At 67.2% G+C, this 15,403-nt stretch carries 14 protein-coding genes; 10 read left to right on the top strand and 4 right to left on the bottom strand.

Translation table 11 applies throughout. The features are described from left to right. Positions 1-46: 46 nt before the first annotated feature. The 3 genes from ACFO5X_RS01780 to ACFO5X_RS01770 form a co-directional block, all read right to left on the bottom strand. The gene (locus ACFO5X_RS01780) at positions 47-1,981 is read right to left on the bottom strand and encodes an ATP-binding protein (RefSeq protein ID WP_380715308.1); all 1,935 of its coding nucleotides are present in this window, start codon (positions 1,979-1,981) and stop codon (positions 47-49) included. Positions 1,982-2,071: 90 nt separating this feature from the next. Then, entirely contained in the window at positions 2,072-3,193 is a 1,122-nt protein-coding gene (locus tag ACFO5X_RS01775) for a hypothetical protein (RefSeq protein ID WP_380715306.1), read from the bottom strand. Positions 3,194-3,223: 30 nt separating this feature from the next. Continuing rightward, positions 3,224-4,297 carry a hypothetical protein gene (locus tag ACFO5X_RS01770; protein WP_380715303.1) on the bottom strand — a complete coding sequence of 358 codons (1,074 nt, stop codon included), beginning with the start codon at positions 4,295-4,297 and terminating at the stop codon, positions 3,224-3,226. 264 nt (positions 4,298-4,561) lie between these two features. Here ACFO5X_RS01770 and ACFO5X_RS01765 point away from each other — a divergent pair, with 264 nt between their 5' ends. From ACFO5X_RS01765 to ACFO5X_RS01745, 5 genes are read left to right on the top strand one after another with little or no spacing between them, the layout of a single operon-like run. After that, a complete protein-coding gene (locus tag ACFO5X_RS01765; RefSeq protein ID WP_380716359.1) occupies positions 4,562-5,491 on the top strand; it encodes a branched-chain amino acid ABC transporter permease in 930 nt (309 codons plus the stop codon). After that, a complete protein-coding gene (locus tag ACFO5X_RS01760) occupies positions 5,488-6,432 on the top strand; it encodes a branched-chain amino acid ABC transporter permease (protein WP_380715301.1) in 945 nt (314 codons plus the stop codon). Before ACFO5X_RS01765 ends, ACFO5X_RS01760 begins: the two co-directional genes overlap by 4 nt. Beyond that, complete coding sequence (locus tag ACFO5X_RS01755) at positions 6,429-7,139, top strand: ABC transporter ATP-binding protein (protein ID WP_380715299.1); 711 nt, start codon at positions 6,429-6,431, stop codon at positions 7,137-7,139. The genes ACFO5X_RS01760 and ACFO5X_RS01755 overlap by 4 nt, the downstream gene beginning before the upstream one ends. Next, positions 7,139-7,834 carry an ABC transporter ATP-binding protein gene (locus tag ACFO5X_RS01750; RefSeq protein WP_380715297.1) on the top strand — a complete coding sequence of 232 codons (696 nt, stop codon included), beginning with the start codon at positions 7,139-7,141 and terminating at the stop codon, positions 7,832-7,834. Before ACFO5X_RS01755 ends, ACFO5X_RS01750 begins: the two co-directional genes overlap by 1 nt. Positions 7,835-7,866: 32 nt before the next feature. After that, a complete protein-coding gene (locus ACFO5X_RS01745) occupies positions 7,867-8,298 on the top strand; it encodes a CAP domain-containing protein (protein ID WP_380715295.1) in 432 nt (143 codons plus the stop codon). A 1-nt stretch (position 8,299) separates the two neighbouring features. On the opposite strand, the gene ACFO5X_RS01740 is transcribed toward ACFO5X_RS01745, so the two are convergent. Beyond that, positions 8,300-8,713, bottom strand: a complete 414-nt coding sequence (locus tag ACFO5X_RS01740) for a MarR family winged helix-turn-helix transcriptional regulator (protein WP_380715293.1) — start codon at positions 8,711-8,713, stop codon at positions 8,300-8,302. Between the two features lie 94 nt (positions 8,714-8,807). Here ACFO5X_RS01740 and ACFO5X_RS01735 point away from each other — a divergent pair, with 94 nt between their 5' ends. From ACFO5X_RS01735 to ACFO5X_RS01715, 5 genes are all read left to right on the top strand, one after another. Next, positions 8,808-9,641, top strand: coding sequence for an FAD binding domain-containing protein (locus tag ACFO5X_RS01735; protein WP_380715292.1), 834 nt, complete (start codon positions 8,808-8,810; stop codon positions 9,639-9,641). Further along, positions 9,638-12,352 carry a molybdopterin-dependent oxidoreductase gene (locus ACFO5X_RS01730; protein ID WP_380715291.1) on the top strand — a complete coding sequence of 905 codons (2,715 nt, stop codon included), beginning with the start codon at positions 9,638-9,640 and terminating at the stop codon, positions 12,350-12,352. The genes ACFO5X_RS01735 and ACFO5X_RS01730 overlap by 4 nt, the downstream gene beginning before the upstream one ends. A gap of 208 nt (positions 12,353-12,560) precedes the next feature. Then, positions 12,561-13,958, top strand: coding sequence for a 6-hydroxynicotinate reductase (locus ACFO5X_RS01725; protein WP_380716358.1), 1,398 nt, complete (start codon positions 12,561-12,563; stop codon positions 13,956-13,958). Next, positions 13,955-14,806: a UPF0280 family protein gene (locus ACFO5X_RS01720; RefSeq protein ID WP_380715289.1), complete on the top strand. Its 852-nt coding sequence runs from the start codon at positions 13,955-13,957 to the stop codon at positions 14,804-14,806. The genes ACFO5X_RS01725 and ACFO5X_RS01720 overlap by 4 nt, the downstream gene beginning before the upstream one ends. After that, the gene (locus ACFO5X_RS01715) at positions 14,799-15,380 is read left to right on the top strand and encodes an amino acid synthesis family protein (RefSeq protein WP_380715286.1); all 582 of its coding nucleotides are present in this window, start codon (positions 14,799-14,801) and stop codon (positions 15,378-15,380) included. The genes ACFO5X_RS01720 and ACFO5X_RS01715 overlap by 8 nt, the downstream gene beginning before the upstream one ends. The last annotated feature ends 23 nt before the right edge of the window (positions 15,381-15,403 follow it).

Below are 15,403 nucleotides of genomic sequence, written 5' to 3'. Positions count from 1 at the left end.
TTCCTTAAAAAGTTCTTATTGTCCTTTCATTCCGGAGGGGACCGTTTCAGGCCTTACCCTCCAGATACCGCCGTTTCGCCTCCTCTGTTCGTCCGAATTCTCGGATCATGTTCTCGATCGCCACTTCATCCGACTTGTCCGCATAACGGAATTCGGAATCGGCATAGCGATTGATCTCTTGAATGACCATCTCCACCGTAATCGGCTGGCGCAGGTCCGAGATCATCGCCTTCTTCTCGTCGTAGGACTTGAACAGGAAAAGTTCCGGGTTCTCCATCCATTCGTCCGGCAATTCGAAATCCATCGCGCGCACCTTGATCGCGTCGGTGATATTCTTGATCGCCCGCCCGGTGAATCGCGGGTCCGCCTCCTGAATCGCCTTAAGGTATGTCCCGAGCTTGGCAATCGTGTCGAGCTGACCGACCTGCGCATGTACCCGGTCAAAAACGGCCACCAGCCCCTCTTCATGCGGCTTCGAATGGCTCTCGAAGGAGGCCGCCACCGCCTTCTTGATCTCCTGCGCCGCGAACAGTTCATGCGCCCCCAGCGGGATCGAGTGGTTCTTGCCCATCAGCAAGGCGAGGATGTCGATGTAATCCTCGCGCGTGATCGGTCCGTCGACTAGGAAACGCGCGCCGGCGCGCTGCCGAAGGGCGTCGTCGACGTTCTCGGGGTAGTTCGAGAACATGCCGAAGGTGCAGTTGCCCCGCACCACCGTATTCGCCCCGGCAAAACTCTCCATCAGCACCGCCGTGATCTCCAGCTGCCCGGCCGAGGACTGCCGGTCGCCCCGCTTGCCGGCCAGCTGGTCGATGTCGTCGATGGTGCCGAAGCCGATGACGGTGGGATCAATGACATTGTTGATGAAGGCCTTGGCGTTCTGTCCCGACTTGCCCTGGTAGCTGTCGATATTGTCGACGCTCAGGTTCTGGTAGCGGAAAGGATAGCCTGCCACCTGACAATAGTCGTTGATCAGCCCCGCCATCATCTGGATCAGCGTCGTCTTCCCGGTCCCGGGCTTGCCGTCGCCCATGAAGGTGAAGATGAAGCCGCCGAGTTCCGCGAAGGGGTTGAGCCGGCGCTCGAAGTCATAGGCCATCAGCATCTTCGACAGCTTCATCGCCTGGTATTTGGCGATGTGGTTGCCCACAACTTCGTTCGGCTTCTTGAAGGTCATTGTAAGGGTGGTCGACTTCGCCTTCGACGCCGGGGTGAACCCGCGGATCGTCAGATCGTCCGCCTCGACCTTCCAGGTCGCGCCGGTGAAGGCGCCGAGATGGCCCGCGTTCTGCGCGCGCAGGGCGACCTTCTCCATCAGTTGTTCGGCGAAGGCGGCCATCGTCGCGATCAGGCGCGGATCGTCATTGGCATGGGTGGCCACATCCTGATCCAGCTCCCACAGCGCGCCATGCAGCGCCAACAGGCTGTTGTCGGTCAGGATCTCCTCGACTTCACCGACCTCGACGCTGACCTCGCTGGCATGGGAGGACAGAAGATAGGCCAGAGCGTTGCCGAAGACGTGCAGCGCCACCAGCGCCTCTGCCGCCAGCAGCTCCGAAAACTCGGTCCTGCGTGCCGCCGGCAGGTCTCCTGCAAGGTTCGCGCGTTTCAGGTCGGCCAGCGGGGTCGCGGTCGCGTAATTCTCGGCCACCGCCAGCGCGATGGCCACCGCACGGCGCAGCGCGTTCATCACCGTGGCCTGCGCGGTCGAGACGAGAACGTCTCCATCGTCCGCCGCTTGCACCCTCTCCAGCAGATGTACGCCCTCGGGCCGCGCCGTCTGCCGCGTCACCAGCCCCGGCGTGGTTGACCGGAATGCCCGGCGCGCGCCGATGCCCGAAGAGCGTTCGGGGGAAGGGGTGGCTGCCGCCCTTGCGATACGGGGTGCGTGGTCGAAGCCTTCCAGCATCGCCACGGCCGTCGCGTAATGCTTGCGGATATCCTCCTCGCGCAGTTCCATCTGGTCGGCATTCAGGCTCATCTCGGCGCGTTCCTCTCAAATATCGGTGCGTGCAAGCACGTACCCTACGGACGACGTTGTAGGGCACGTGCCTGGCACGCACCGCCCCGCTCAATACCGAAGCACCCGCCCGCCTTCGCCCACAACGAATTTCCGCACGCTCGCAAATCCCGGCGGGTTTTGCTCGGCCAAGACCTGAAACGGACGCTGCGGCAGGATGATCGAGCGTTCGGTCAGCGTCGCCCCGGTGTCCGCGCCGCGTCCTGCAAAGGGGTCGAGGGCAAATACCTCGCGCTCCACAGTGCCAAACCATCCCGCGCGTTCCTGCTTCACGCTCTCGCTCTGCAGTTCCTCCACCGTCCAGACCAGCGCCCAGTCCTGCCCTTCGGGCGCGTCCGCATCCGCCAGCACCTGCCGCAGCGGTCCGGTCTGGTGGGTGAAGGCATGGGAATACATCGGCCCGATGTGCCAGCGCCGCAGCCGCTTGGGGTGCAGGTCGTCGAAATCCTCGTCAAACCCCTTGGCGATGGTCAAGAGCTTCAGCCCGTCCAGCGCCTGTGCCATCAGATGCGCCTGCACCTCGGGCCAGCGCCGCTGGTCCTTGGGCAGGGCCGTGCGCCCGGTATCCTCGACCTCCATCAGGTAGATGACAGGAAGGTTGGTCTGGGTGTCATAGGCCGCCCAGTGCAGCAGGAACCGCCGCCGCGTGTCGGAGATGTTGCCGATCCACTGGCACTCGGGGTGGTTCTGCACCCAGAAGAGCTGGCCGCGCAGAAGCTCCTGGTAGTATTTCCGCTGCGACAGGGCGAATTGCAGCTTCGTCGGGATCTCGTTCGCGCTGATGATGGTGCGGACCATCTCTTCTTTCAGCGGCTCCTCCGACGGCATCCCTGCAAGGTGACTCGCCGCCGCCTGCGCGTCGTTCGCCATCGTCATCAGTTCCGAGGCGACCGGAAACCCGCTGTCGGAGGTATCGATCGTCAGCGAGCCGAAGAAGCGTCCCGTATCGCGGCCGACCATCAGGTATTTCATCGACAGCGCGCGAAAGGTGAAGGTCAGCGCCATCATGTAACGCGTGAGGATCGCGACCTCTTCCCGCGTCAGCTGGCCATCCGCCTCCATCACCGCCCCGACCCGGCCCAGATGGCCCATGATCGTTTCGAACTTGCGGAAATAGCGGCGGCTGACAAAGGTGTCCATCAGGCCGGTGTGATCTTCTGCGAGGTTGGTCATGGTCTGGATGCGCCGCAAAACCCGCCGGTGTCACTCGCCATAAAGATTCTTGTCATGTTTCTCGACAATCGCCGCGAAACGCCGGGCAAAGCGTTCGTCGGCCTTGGCCTTGGCCTCCAGCACCTCGCGGGCAAAGACCATGTGACCCTCGTGCGCCTCCAGCATGTCGGCCATCTTCTGGTTGGTCGCGGTGCCGATGGCGGCCATGGCGGTCTGGGCCTCCTGGTCGGTCTTCACGCCGATCTCGTTGATCCGGTGCGCCACGTCCTGCTGCTGGGCCGTCTTCAGCGACTTGCTCAGCGCATCATACAGCACCACGCGCTGTTTGGTGTCCGTCTGCAGCTTGTTGATCAGCACCATCTGCGTCGCCGCCTGGTTCTGCAGCGAATCCACCCAGGTCTTGCCCTTCTCTATATAGCGCTCCAGCGTCTGGGACTTGGCGAGCTTCACCTGCTCCTGCTGCACCATCTCGTTATAACGCGCGTTCAGCTCGGCCAGATCGGTCTCCAGCTTGGTGCGCGCTGCCGCGTCCTGCTCCATACTGATCTTGTTCTCGAGCTCGATGATCTTCGGATCCATCGCCAGGATATCGGCGCGCAGCGTTTCAAGCTCGCCAACGACCACCTCGCGCTCGTCCAGCGTCGACGACAGGTTCGCCCCAACCTTGGTCTTCTGTTCCTCCAGCATCTTCAACTGGCCTTCCAGCAGCTTGACGATCACGTCCGACTTTGAGATCAGATCCTGCAGCTTGTCGTCGATGCTGGCCATCCGCATCCGTTCCTGCCGCATGGAATCCGACTTGGCCTTGGAAAAGATGCCGACAAAGCTTTCCCAGCCGGTCTTGTTGCGCATCTCGTCGAAGTCGCGCGAGAAGGCGCTGGTCACATCGTCCAGCCCCATGATCAGCTCGGCGATATTGGCGTTCATCACGTCGGTATGCTTGTGGACGTCGTCCAGCGTGGCGTTTTCGATGTCGATATCGGATTCGCCGGCCTCGATCTTGGCACGGGCCGCCTCGATCCGGCTGGTCATCGCCTGAATCTCGGACTGGCTCTTGGCCACCTTTGCCTGCGAGTCGCGCACCAGTGCGTCGAAATCGGCCATCGTCAAATACTCCTGTTGATCGAAATCCCAAGGCCAGGTCATGGCAAGTCGCTGGGCCGCCGGCGGCGGCATCCGGGCGGAGTGTCGCAAAACCCGGTTTGAAAGAAAAGAGAACAATGGCGGCCCCTGCGTCGGGGCACCGCTCGGGACCTGGCATCGGCGACAGGCCGCCGGATGAATGAACGGGCGACCGGTTCTTTCGTCGCCGCAGTCAGACCTCCAACCTCTTGCCGTGACAGTGTTTCGCTGGCAGGGTCGATGGCGATGGATATTGGCCCCTATCTTCTGCTCGCCTCACTTGAAGGGGCCGTGACCGCGGCGGTTCTGGCGCTTACCGCCGTGGGGCTTGGTCTGGTCTTCGGCGTCATGCGGGTGGTCAACGTCGCGCATGGCGAATTCTTCATGCTCGGCGCGGTGCTGGCCTGGTGGGTGGCGCATCTGGTAGGCGACGCGCATCCGGCTGTCGGCTTCCTGCTGGCTTTGGTCATTGCCCCTCTTCTCGTGGGCGGCATCGCCATCCTTGCCGATGTCACGGTGCTCAAGCGGGTGAATTACGACCCGGAGCGCACCATCGTCGCGACAATCGGCATCCTCTACATCCTTCAGCAGCTGACGCTGATGACCTACGGCCCCGACGCGCGCCCGGTCGAACCGCCGTTCAACACACGCCTGGCGCTGCCCTTCGTGGAGTGGGGCGAGAACGGCCTGCAGCTTTACTGGCCCTGGGGCCTGTCGACGACGTCATACAAGCTCGCCGTGATCGGGGCGGCGGTGGTGGTGCTGCTGGGGGTCTGGGCGCTGATGGCGCGAACGCGCACCGGCCTGCTGATGCGGGCAACGCAGCTCGACCGCGACATGGCGCTCGCCTTCGGCATTCCGGTGGAGCGTGTCTATGCCATGGTCTTCGGTATCGGCGCTGGGCTCGCCGCGCTGGCCGCCGTCCTCATCGTGCCGATCCAGCAGGCGCATTACCTGATGGGCGGCGATCCGCTGCTGCTCTCCTTCATCGTGGTCATCATCGGGGGACTTGGCTCCTTGCCCGGCACCGTTGTCGCCGCCGTGCTGATCGGTCTGTCCGACGGCATCATCTCGGTCTTCTTCTCGCCGACACTGGCGAAGATCCTTGCCACGCTGCTGGTCGCGCTGGTGCTGGTCTTCCGCCCGCAGGGCCTGTTCGGAGTGCGCCGCGCATGAGCGACGGCGCGCGCAGCATCGCGGTCCACGGATTGCTTCTGGCCGCGCTCGCCGCCGGCGCCTTCCTTCTGCCGGACTACCATCACGGCGTTCTGGCGCGGGTCATGGTGCTGAGCATCTACGCGGCCGGATACAATATCCTGTTCGGCTACACCGGCCTGCTCAGCCTGGGCCACGCGCTGTTCTTCGCCGCGGGCATGTACGGTATGGGGCTGGCGATCACGCAATACGGGGCGGGGCCGGGCGCGGCGCTGCTGGCCGGGCTGATCGCCGGGATCGCGGTGGCCGCCGCGCTGGGCCTTCTGGCGCTGCGCACGACGGGCGTCGCCTTCATGATCGTGACGCTGATGTTCGCCCAGGCGGGCTATCTGACCATCCTCTACTTCGCGCCGCTCACCCATGGGGACGAAGGCTTTGTCCTGCAGGGCGCGCAAAGGCTGCTTTTCGGCTTCGACCTTTCGGAGGCCGGCCTGCGATACTGGGCCGCGCTCATCCTCTTCGCCGCCGTGCTGATCGGGGTTCTGCTGCTGGTGCGTTCGCGCTTCGGGCGGGTTCTCGTGGCGATCCGCGAAAATGAAGAGCGGGCTCGGATGCTGGGCTATGACACATTCGCCCACAAGCTTGGCGCGGTGGTGATCTCCGGCGGGATCGCGGCGCTGGCGGGGGCCGCCTACGGGCTGCTCTTCGGGTATGTCGGTGCAACCTTCGCGTCGGTGCAATATTCGATCTTCCCGCTGCTCTGGGTGCTGCTTGGCGGCGCCGGCACGGTAATCGGGCCCTTCCTCGGCACGCTTTTCATGTTCTACCTGATCGACCTCTCAAGCGGCTATACCTCAGCCTACATGCTGATCGCGGGCGTGGTCCTGGTGGCGCTGACACTCTTCGCGCCGCAGGGTCTGGCGGGCGAGGTCCGCCGCCGCATCTGGCGGGGGCTGCCGTGAGCCTGCTGTCGACCCGCGGCCTGACCCGCCATTTTTCCGGCCTCAGGGCGGTGGAGAATGTCGACTTCGACCTCCCCGAAGGCGAAGTGCGGGCACTGATCGGCCCGAACGGCGCCGGCAAGACCACCTTTGTCAGCCTGCTGTGCGGGCGGATCGAACCCACCTCGGGGCAGGTGATCTTCGACGGACGCGACATCTCGGCGCTGCCGGCGCATCGGCGGATCAACCTCGGGATGGCCTATACCTTCCAGATCACCTCGGTCTTCGCCAATCTCCCCGTGCAGGAAAACGTCGCGCTGGCCGCGCGCCGTCGGGAAGCCACCTCCGCGGGCGTGACTCGGGCGGTGGCGTCGGCGCTCGACCGCGTCGGGCTGGCCGACCGGATCGGGCAGAATGCGGGCGACCTCAGCTATGGCCACCAGCGGCTGCTTGAAATCGCCATGGGTCTCGCGCAACGGCCGCGGCTGCTGATCCTGGACGAGCCGACGCAGGGCCTGTCGGATGGCGAGATCGCGGCCTTCAAGACGCTGGTGCGCGACCTGGCCGCCAGCACGACGATCCTGCTAATCGAGCACAACATGAGTGTGGTGATGGAGACGGCCGACAAGGTAAGCGTGCTGAATTTCGGGCAGATTCTGGCCGAAGGGACACCGGCCGAGATCCGCGCCGACAAGGCGGTGCAGGCCGCGTATCTGGGAACCGCCTGATGCTGGAGATCGACCGCATCGACGCCGGATATGGTCGCGCCCAGGTGCTGCGCGAGCTGTCGCTGGCGGTGAAACCGGGCGAAATCCTCTGCCTGCTGGGCCGCAACGGCGCGGGCAAGACCACCGCAATGAAGGCCATCATGGGACTGGTGCCGCTCACGGGCGGGCAGGTGCGGCTGAACGGGCAGGTCATCTCGGACCTTCCGGCGCATCGCATCGCCGGCGCCGGCATCGGCTACATCCCGCAGGGACGGCGGCTGTTCTCGGAGCTGACCGTGGCGCAGAACCTCGAAATCGGGCTGCGGGTCCGCAACTCGGGCCGCGACGTTCTGGAGGGCGTGCTGGACCTCTTCCCCCGTCTGCGCGAGCGCATGGGGCAGCGGGCACAGACGCTGTCAGGCGGCGAACAGCAGATGCTGGCCACCGCGCGCGCGCTTTGCGTCGAACCGTCCTACCTGCTGCTGGACGAGCCAACCGAGGGCCTGCAACCTTCTATGATCGAGGCGATCCGGCAGGTCGTCGTGGTGATGCGCGACCGCGGCGTCGGGGTGCTTCTGGTCGAACAGCGGGTCGATGCGGTGCTCTCGGTGGCGGATCGGGTCGCGTTCATCGAGAACGGCCGCAACCTGGAGACGGTGACGGCCGAAACCCTGCGGCGGGACCACTCCATGATCGAACGGCATCTCGGAGTTTGAGCCGTCGATTGGGGTGCGGCCGGGAGACGGAAATGAGAGCACTGTCTGTGGCACTGGCCGTTCTGTTTGCCGCCGGCATGGCAGGCGCGGATGAGGTGAGCGGTGCGCGCGAGGCGTTGAACGCCTTCCGCGCCCAGGCCGATCTGGCGCCGCTGGAGCACTCCGCCCGGTTGCAACAGGCCGCCGAACGTCATGCGCGCGATCTGAGCCGTGGCACGGCCCTGTCGCATCGTGGCTCGGATGGCAGCACGGTTGGCGCGCGGGTGGAGCGGACCGGCTATCGCTATTGCACCGTCGCCGAAAATCTGGGGCGCGGTCAGCGATCGCTGGAAGAGATCATGCAGGGCTGGTCGGCTTCGCCGGGACACCGGAACAATATGCTGCTGCCCGGCCTGCGTGACTTCGGCCTTGCGCGGAAGGCCGGCGATATCTGGGTGCTGGTGCTGGCCGCGCCGGGCTGCTGACTCAGCAGAGGCGGTCCAGCAGGGCGATGAACTGCCGCTGTTCCGTAGCGTCGAGCGGCGCCAGCGTCGCGGCGGTGATCGCCTGCGCCTTCGCGGCCAGCTCATCGAAGGCGGCGCGCCCGTCGGCCGTCGGTTCCAGCAGGATACGCCGGCTGTCGTCCGGATCCGGCGCCGCGGCGACATAACCCTTTCGGCGCAGCCGGTCGATCACGCCCTTGATCGTCGCAGCATCCATCGCCGTGGCCCGCCCCAAAGCGTTCTGCGAGGCTTTCCCGGTCTCGCACAGCTTGGCGAGGGCCGCGAACTGGGTCGGCGTCAGATCGGGGATGGCCTGCGCGAACAGAGCGAGGTGGCGCTGGTTGGCGCGCCGCATCAGGAAACCGACCTGCCGGTCCAGGACATAGGGGTCGCGCATCGGGGCCTTGCCTCTGTTGACAGGTCACGGAGCCTGCCTCAGACTGTTTGTATACGAACAAGATCGACACTCCAACCGCGAAGGAGAATCGGGCGTGGGTGCCTATCTGCAACCCCGGGGTCTGGACGAGGCGCTGCGGCTTCTGGCGCAGGGGCCGCTGACCGTCGCGGCGGGCTGCACGGACCTGTTTCCGGCGACAGAGCGGCAAAGGCTGGCCGGCGATGTGCTCGACATCTCAGGCGTGTCGGCGCTGCGCGGGATCTCGCGCGACGACAGCGGCTGGCGGATCGGCGCGGCCACCCGCTGGAGCGATGTCATTGCCGCCGACCTGCCACCCGGCTTCGAAATGCTCAAGGCCGCTGCCCGCGAGGTCGGCTCGGTGCAGATCCAGAACGCTGGCACGGTGGGGGGCAACCTGTGCAATGCCTCGCCGGCCGCCGACGGGGTGCCACCGCTTCTGGCGCTGGATGCCTCGGTGGAACTGGTCTCGGCCGCTGGCGCGCGGGTTCTGCCGCTCCAGGCTTTCCTGTGCGGCCCGCGGCATACCCAACGGCGGCCCGACGAATTGCTGAGTGCGGTGCTGGTGCCCGAGGCGGCAGGTATCTCGGCCTTCCGCAAGCTTGGCGCCCGGCGCTATCTGGTGATCTCCATTGTCATGGTAGCCGCACGTCTGGTCCTTCAGGACGGCCGGATCGAGCGCGCCGCCATCGCGGTCGGGTCCTGCAGCCCGGTGGCGCGCCGCCTTGGCGCGCTGGAGGCCCGGCTCACGGGCATGACCCCGGACGATCTGAACGGCCTGGAACCAGGCTTTCTCGACGGTCAACTCGACCCGATAGCCGATGTGCGCGGCACGGCCGATTATCGACTGGGCGCGGCTGAACACATCCTCCGCCGCTGCCTGCGCGATCTGATGGAGGGGGCGCGATGAAGGACGCGGGACAGGGCGCGCTGCGGGTCAATGGCCAGGCTTTCGACGTCACGGCGGACCCCGGTCGGCGCCTGTCGGACGTGCTGCGCGAGGACCTTGGCCTGCGCGGCACCAAGGTCGGCTGCGACGCCGGCGATTGCGGCGCCTGCACCGTGCTGCTCGACGGCGCGCCGGTCTGTGCCTGCCTGACCCCGCTGAGCCGGGCGTTGGGGCACGAGGTCGCCACGGTCGAAGGCGGGGTGGCCGCCGGGCTTCAGGCGAGCTTCCTGCGGCATGGCGCGGCGCAATGCGGGATTTGCACGCCGGGAATGCTGATGGCGGCGAGCGCGCTGCTGACACGCAACGCGCGCCCCTCGCGCGGCGAGGTGGAAGAGGCGCTGGGAGGAGTGCTCTGCCGCTGCACCGGCTATGCCAAGATCGTCGAAGCCGTTCTGGCGGCCGCCACGCCTGTGCCGGCGAGTCCCATCGCCGGTGCCGCTGTCGGCACGCGGGTCGAACGGCTGGACGGCGCACCGAAAGTTGACGGCACCGAGTCCTTTGGCGCCGATCATGTGCCCCGGGACACGCTGCTGGTCCGCGCAGTGCGCGCCCCGGTCTTCGCGGCGCACTTCACCTTCGGCGACATCCAGGGCTGGGCGGCCCGGCACGATGTCCGCGTCTTCACCGCCGCGGACATTCCCGGCGAGAACCGGTTCAGCGCGATCCCCGCCTTTGCCGACCAGCCAGCCCTCGCGCGCGACCGGGTCAGGATGCGCGGCGAGGCCGTGGCCATCGTCGCCGGCGAACCTGATGTGGTCGAGCAACTCGACCTCACCGCCTTCCCGGTCGAATGGACCGAGGACACGGCCCTGCGCAGCCCCGACGCCGCTGAGGCAGACGACGCGCCTCTGCTGCACGCGGACCGTGCGGCCAATATCCTGACCCGTGGTCTGGTGCGCCGTGGCGATGCCTGGTCGGCGCTGGCCGATGCCACGCATCTGGCCGAGGTCGAGGTGCGCACGTCTTTCGTCGAACATGCCTATATCGAACCCGAAGCAGGCGTCGCCTGGATGGAGGGCGACGTCCTGGTGATCCGCGCCTGCACCCAGGCGCCGGTGATGGACCGGGACGAAACCGCGAAAATCCTTGCCGTGCCCCCCGACCGCCTGCGCATCATTCCGGCGGCAACGGGCGGCGGATTCGGCTCGAAACTCGACGTCTCGCTGCAACCGCTGATCGGGCTGGTCACGCTGCGCACCGGCCGGCCGGCCCGGATGGTCTACACGCGGCGCGAGAGCATGGCCTCGACGACCAAGCGCCACCCGGCGCATATGCGGGCGCAGGCGGCCACAGATGCCGAAGGCCGCATTACCGGCATGGTCTTCGACGGGCAATTCGACACCGGGGCCTATGCCAGCTGGGGACCGACGGTGGCAGTGCGGGTGCCGGTGCACGCGTCGGGGCCTTACCGCGTCCCGCACTACGAGGCCCGATCGCGCGCGGTGCATACCAACAATCCGGTGGCCGGGGCCTTCCGCGGATTCGGCGTGCCACAGGCGGCCATCGCGCAGGAAACGCTGTTCGAGGATCTTGCGCTGGCCGCCGGCATCGACCCTCTTGCCTTCCGTCTGCAGAATGCACTGCGGGACGGCGACCGCTCGGTCTGCGGGCAGGAGCTTTGGGGCGTCGGCATTGCCGATTGCCTCGCGGCGCTGAAAGACCCCTGGGCGCAGGCCCTGACCGAGGCCGCGGCGGCCAATGCCAGAGGCGGGCGCATCCGGCGCGGGGCAGGGGTCGCCTCCTGCTGGTACGGCTGCGGCAACACCGGGTTGCCCAACCCCTCGACGATCCGGGCCGGGATCACCCCGGACGGGCGGCTCCGGCTGCATCAGGGGGCAACGGATATCGGTCAGGGCTCGAACACCGTGATCGCCCAGATCTTCGCCGATGCGCTGGGCGTGGCGCTCGATCGGGTCGAATTGATCGGCCCCGATACCGCGCTCACGCCCGACTGCGGCAAGACCTCGGCCTCGCGCCAGACCTTCGTCACCGGCAAGGCCGCCCTGAACGCGGGCGCCGCGCTGCGCGCGCGGCTGCTGGCGCTGGCGAACATGGGGGACGATGCCACGCTCTCGTTCGAGGACGGCGCCATTGTGCTGCGCGAGGGCGGCCGCACTCGCACCATCACGCCCGCCGGCCTTTCGGTGGATCCGCTGGGCTATGCGCTCAGCGTCGAGGAAACCTACGACCCGCCCACAGGCCCGCTCGATGCGGACGGGCAGGGCACGCCCTATGCGGTCTACGGCTATGGCGCTCAGGTGGCCGAGGTGGCGGTCGATCTCGATCTCGGCACCGTCAAGGTGCTGCGCATTACCGCCGCCCATGACGTCGGCCGCGCGATCAACCCGCTGCTGGCCGAGGGGCAGATCGAAGGCGGTATCGCCCAGGGTCTCGGCATGGCACTGATGGAGGACTATATTCCGGGCCGCACCGAGAACCTGCACGACTACCTGATCCCGACCGTGGGCGACATGCCCGAGGTGCGCTCGATCCTGATCGAAAAACCCGACCCCGAAGGGCCCTTCGGCGCCAAGGGACTGGGCGAACACGTGCTGATCCCCACCGCCCCGGCCATCCTCAACGCCATCCGCCACGCCTCGGGAGCGCGCCTTACGCAGGTGCCGGCGCTCCCGCATCGTGTCCGCGCCGCCATCCGTGAGGCCGACTCATGATACCCACGTCGGGACAATGCGCCGCTTCCCTGGCTTCTCTGGTTTACAAATACCCTCGGGGGAGTCGCCCGGAACGGGCGACGGGGGCAGAGCCCCCGATACGCCCCTCTCCGGAGGCGTGGACATCTGCCGGAGGAGGCACAAGGTGACCGCCGACCCCGCCCCCCGGCCGCGCGAAGAGAAGATCCGCTGCGATGCCTGCCCGGTGATGTGCTACATTGCCGAGGGCAAGGTCGGGGCCTGCGACCGCTACGGCAACGTCGGCGGACGCATCCTGCGTTGCGACCCGCTGACCGTTCTCGACCGAACCATTGCCGAGGGTGGCGAAATCCGCCCCTTCCTCAAGGCCGACTGGGATGGCCGCATCGTCGGCGGCGAAGACATGTTTGTCACGGCCATCGGTTCGGGCACCACCTATCCCGACTACAAGCCCGCACCCTTCATTGTAAGCCGCGAGGTCGAGGGTGCCGATTTCGTCACGGTCGTCACCGAGGCGATCTTCTCCTACTGCGGCGCCAAGGTAAAGATCGACACCGACCGCCATCTCGGACACGAGACCGCATTGGTGCGCTATCAGGGCGAGGCGGTGGGCCACATGATGACCGCCGAATACGGTTCGCAGATGATGAGTCTCGGCGGCGTCGCGCATCTGACCGGGGCCGGTAAGCCCGAGGGGCGCGCGACCTGCGAGGCGCTCCTGCGCCTGCTGAACCGCGAGGCGGTCGAGCTGACGGTCGAGGATGGCGCAACGGTGGTCGTGCAGTCCGGCGCGGCGCCTGTCGTCGATGGTCACCGCGAGGAACGGATGCGGGTCGGCTGCGGCTCGGCCACCATCGGGATGTTCGCCTCCCAGTGGCGCGGACTGGTGGACGAGGTCGTGGTGGTGGATGACCACATCACCGGGGTCGTGTCGGAACACCAGGCGGGCAAGGTGCTCGGCTGGGAAGACACCGGCATCCGCATCAGGGGCCGGCGCTCGACCCCGGGGCGGTACTTCCAGGTGGCGCAGCCGGGTCTCGGCTGGGGCGGTACCGACATCACCGACCCGCTGACCATCCTCGCGCCCTTCGAGACGCGCAAGGGCGCGCGCCCCGGCCTGACCCTGCTGATGGTTTCCACCACGGGGGAGCAGTACGGCTATTACGTGCTGGACGAGGCGCTGGTGCCGCAGCCCGCGCCGCTGCCCGAGGCCCTGCGCCCCTCGGTGGAGCTGATCGCCGAGAACTGCGAGCCGGCGCTCTGCACCGTGATGTTCATGGGGGGCGCCGGCGGCTCGCTGCGTTCGGGCGTCACCCGGAACCCGGTGCGGCTGACCCGCTCGGTTCAGGGCCGGCGCACCCGGGTCAGCGTCGGCGGCGTCCCGGCCTACGTCTGGCCCGGGGGCGGGATCACGATCATGGCCGATGTGCGGGACATGCCGGACAAGGCCTTTGGATATGTCCCGACCCCGGCGATTGTCGCGCCGCTGGAATTCACCGTCAGCCGCGACGACTACCGCGCGCTCGGCGGGCATGACTCGGCCGTGCGCACGGTCGCAGATGTTCTGGAGACGGGCGGCGAATACGGCGCGGATGTGCGCGCCGTGGCGCCGAAAGGGCGGTCATGAGCCATCAGGCGGCGATGCTGCCGGACGGCCGGCGGCTGCATCTGCATCATGGGCCCATCGATCTGGTGATCGGAGCCGAGGGCGCCGGGCGCGCCGCCGCCCTGCGCGCCGCAGAGACGCGCTTTGCCAGCGTGATGGACGAACTGGTGGCCGAATTGCCGCTGCTGCGGTCGCCCGCCGATCCCGGCCGGCGGCCCACGGGCGTCATGGCCCGCCGGATGCATGCGGCCGTGCTGCCCTTCTTGCCGGCCTTCATCACGCCGATGGCGGCGGTGGCCGGCGCGGTTGCAGACGAAATCCTCGCGGCGATGACGGCCGCCGGGCCGCTTGAGACCGCCTATGTGAACAATGGCGGCGACGTGGCTCTGCATGTCGCGCCGGGGCACAGCCTGCGCGCGGCGATTGCCGCCGGGCTGGGCGACCGCGCCACGATCCGCCACGCCGACCCGGTCCGAGGCGTGGCGACCTCGGGGCGAGGGGGGCGCAGCTTCTCCCTCGGCATCGCCGACTCGGGGACCGTGCTGGCTGCGTGCGCGGCCGAGGCCGATGCCGCCGCAACCATGATCGCCAATGCCGTGGACCTGCCGGGCCATCCGGCGATCATCCGCGTTCCGGCCCACGATATTTCGCCTGACAGCGACCTCGGCGCACGCCTCGTGACCCGCGCGGTCGGCCCGCTGTCGGATGCCGAGACCGCAAGAGCCCTCGCCGCCGGACTGCGCGCGGCGCAGGTGCTGCACGCGCGCGGCCTGATCGCTGCGGCGCTGCTCACCCTGAACGGCGCGCGCCGCATTGCCGGCGCGCCCGGCCTGATCCCGGACCCGGCCAAGGAGGCGACCGATGCCTGATTTCACCCTGCGCAAGACGATGCTCTTCGTCGAGGAGATCCACCACGACGGCGGCCCGCCTCCCGCGCTTCCCCGCCGGCGCGCGGCCATGGTCGCTCTGGTGAAGAACCCCTTTGCCGGGAGCTGGGTCGAGGATTTGCAGCCGGCGATGGAGGATCTGAAACCGCTCGGCCTGATGATGACCGACCGGCTGATCGAGGCGATGGGCGGCATTGAAGGGATCGACGGCTATGGCAAGGCGACCATGGCGGGCGAGCGGGGAGAGCTGGAGCACACCGCGCTCTGGCATGTGCCCGGCGGCTATGCGATGCGCGCGCGCCTCGGCGCGGCCAAGGCCATCGTGCCCTCGGCCATGAAGATCGGCGGCGTCGGAACCCGGATCGACATCCCGCTCGGTCATATCAATGCCGCCTATGTGCGCAGCCATTTCGATGCGATGGAAGTAGGCGTTCCCGACGGTCCGAAGGCAGACGAACTGCTCTTCGCGCTCGCCATGTCGCGCGGCGGGCGCATTCACAGCCGCATGGGCGGACTCGAGGCGGCGGACGTAAAGGGCGAAGACGGGCTGCGCTGAGCGCGCGAGGCTGTCGCAGGGGG

It is taken from the genome of Seohaeicola nanhaiensis, assembly GCF_042654245.1.
In the GTDB taxonomy this organism is placed as follows: domain Bacteria; phylum Pseudomonadota; class Alphaproteobacteria; order Rhodobacterales; family Rhodobacteraceae; genus Seohaeicola_A; species Seohaeicola_A nanhaiensis.
This window is presented reverse-complemented; position numbering and strand designations above follow the sequence as displayed.

Bases quoted from the DNA above. Each gene is read 5' to 3' on its own strand.
- ACFO5X_RS01780 (WP_380715308.1), bottom strand. From the start codon at position 1,981: ATGAGCCTGAATGCCGACCAGATGGAACTGCGCGAGGAGGATATCCGC.
- ACFO5X_RS01775 (WP_380715306.1), bottom strand. From the start codon at position 3,193: ATGACCAACCTCGCAGAAGATCACACCGGCCTGATGGACACCTTTGTC.
- ACFO5X_RS01770 (WP_380715303.1), bottom strand. From the start codon at position 4,297: ATGGCCGATTTCGACGCACTGGTGCGCGACTCGCAGGCAAAGGTGGCC.
- ACFO5X_RS01765 (WP_380716359.1), top strand. From the start codon at position 4,562: ATGGATATTGGCCCCTATCTTCTGCTCGCCTCACTTGAAGGGGCCGTG.
- ACFO5X_RS01760 (WP_380715301.1), top strand. From the start codon at position 5,488: ATGAGCGACGGCGCGCGCAGCATCGCGGTCCACGGATTGCTTCTGGCC.
- ACFO5X_RS01750 (WP_380715297.1), top strand. From the start codon at position 7,139: ATGCTGGAGATCGACCGCATCGACGCCGGATATGGTCGCGCCCAGGTG.
- ACFO5X_RS01745 (WP_380715295.1), top strand. From the start codon at position 7,867: ATGAGAGCACTGTCTGTGGCACTGGCCGTTCTGTTTGCCGCCGGCATG.
- ACFO5X_RS01740 (WP_380715293.1), bottom strand. From the start codon at position 8,713: ATGCGCGACCCCTATGTCCTGGACCGGCAGGTCGGTTTCCTGATGCGG.
- ACFO5X_RS01730 (WP_380715291.1), top strand. From the start codon at position 9,638: ATGAAGGACGCGGGACAGGGCGCGCTGCGGGTCAATGGCCAGGCTTTC.
- ACFO5X_RS01725 (WP_380716358.1), top strand. From the start codon at position 12,561: ATGTGCTACATTGCCGAGGGCAAGGTCGGGGCCTGCGACCGCTACGGC.
- ACFO5X_RS01720 (WP_380715289.1), top strand. From the start codon at position 13,955: ATGAGCCATCAGGCGGCGATGCTGCCGGACGGCCGGCGGCTGCATCTG.
- ACFO5X_RS01715 (WP_380715286.1), top strand. From the start codon at position 14,799: ATGCCTGATTTCACCCTGCGCAAGACGATGCTCTTCGTCGAGGAGATC.